The sequence below is a fragment of the Mesorhizobium sp. M7D.F.Ca.US.004.03.1.1 genome, assembly GCF_003998635.1.
Taxonomy (GTDB): Bacteria; Pseudomonadota; Alphaproteobacteria; order Rhizobiales; family Rhizobiaceae; genus Mesorhizobium; species Mesorhizobium loti.
Map to the genome: position 1 here is coordinate 1 of NZ_RZQG01001666.1, position 589 is coordinate 589.

Annotated in this window: 1 pseudogene; it reads right to left on the minus strand. The window is 62.5% G+C overall.

From position 1 onward, the window contains the following. A pseudogene (locus tag EN935_RS39375) lies at positions 1–464 on the minus strand (SPOR domain-containing protein); the annotation flags it as partial. Positions 465–589: the final 125 nt, after the last annotated feature.

Consider the following 589-nt stretch of genomic DNA (forward strand, 5'->3'; position numbering starts at 1 on the left):
TCAACTTCATCAAGCAGAAGATCGTCGAGATTCACGTCGGCCGCTTGCGCATCACCAAGGTGCTGAGGCTGCTCAGGCGAAGATTCATCAAGATCCCAGTGGAGGTCGCCGACAAGTTCGGCAGGTTCTTCCGCGGTCTCTGCTGCTTCGGCAGGCGGCGGGGCGGCGACAGCTGGCTGAGCAGTGGCGGGCTCGCTGGCCATGGGCACTGTGCGCGCCGTCATGGCGCCCAGCAGCGCATTCAACTCGTCTTCCAGGCTTCGTTCGTCCGCGATCGGGGCTTGCACCGGCTCGGCCACATCAGCGGCTGGCGCCACCGGCTGGACCGTAGCGGTGGCAACCTCTGTGACCGGCTCTTCGATCGCGTCGGCAAACGAGACGTCGAAATTCAGGTCGAAAGCATCATCCGACGCGCCTTCAGGGCTGGAAATCTCGCCCTTCGCGTCAGCGGAATCGGCAGGCATGTCATGCGCTTGCGGCTCATCGAATGCGACCGGCTCATCCGAGCGACTATCGAAATCCATGTCGACATCAGCCATGGCGTCGTCGAAGTCGCCGGCAAGATACTCACCGGAGATTGCCTGGGCAT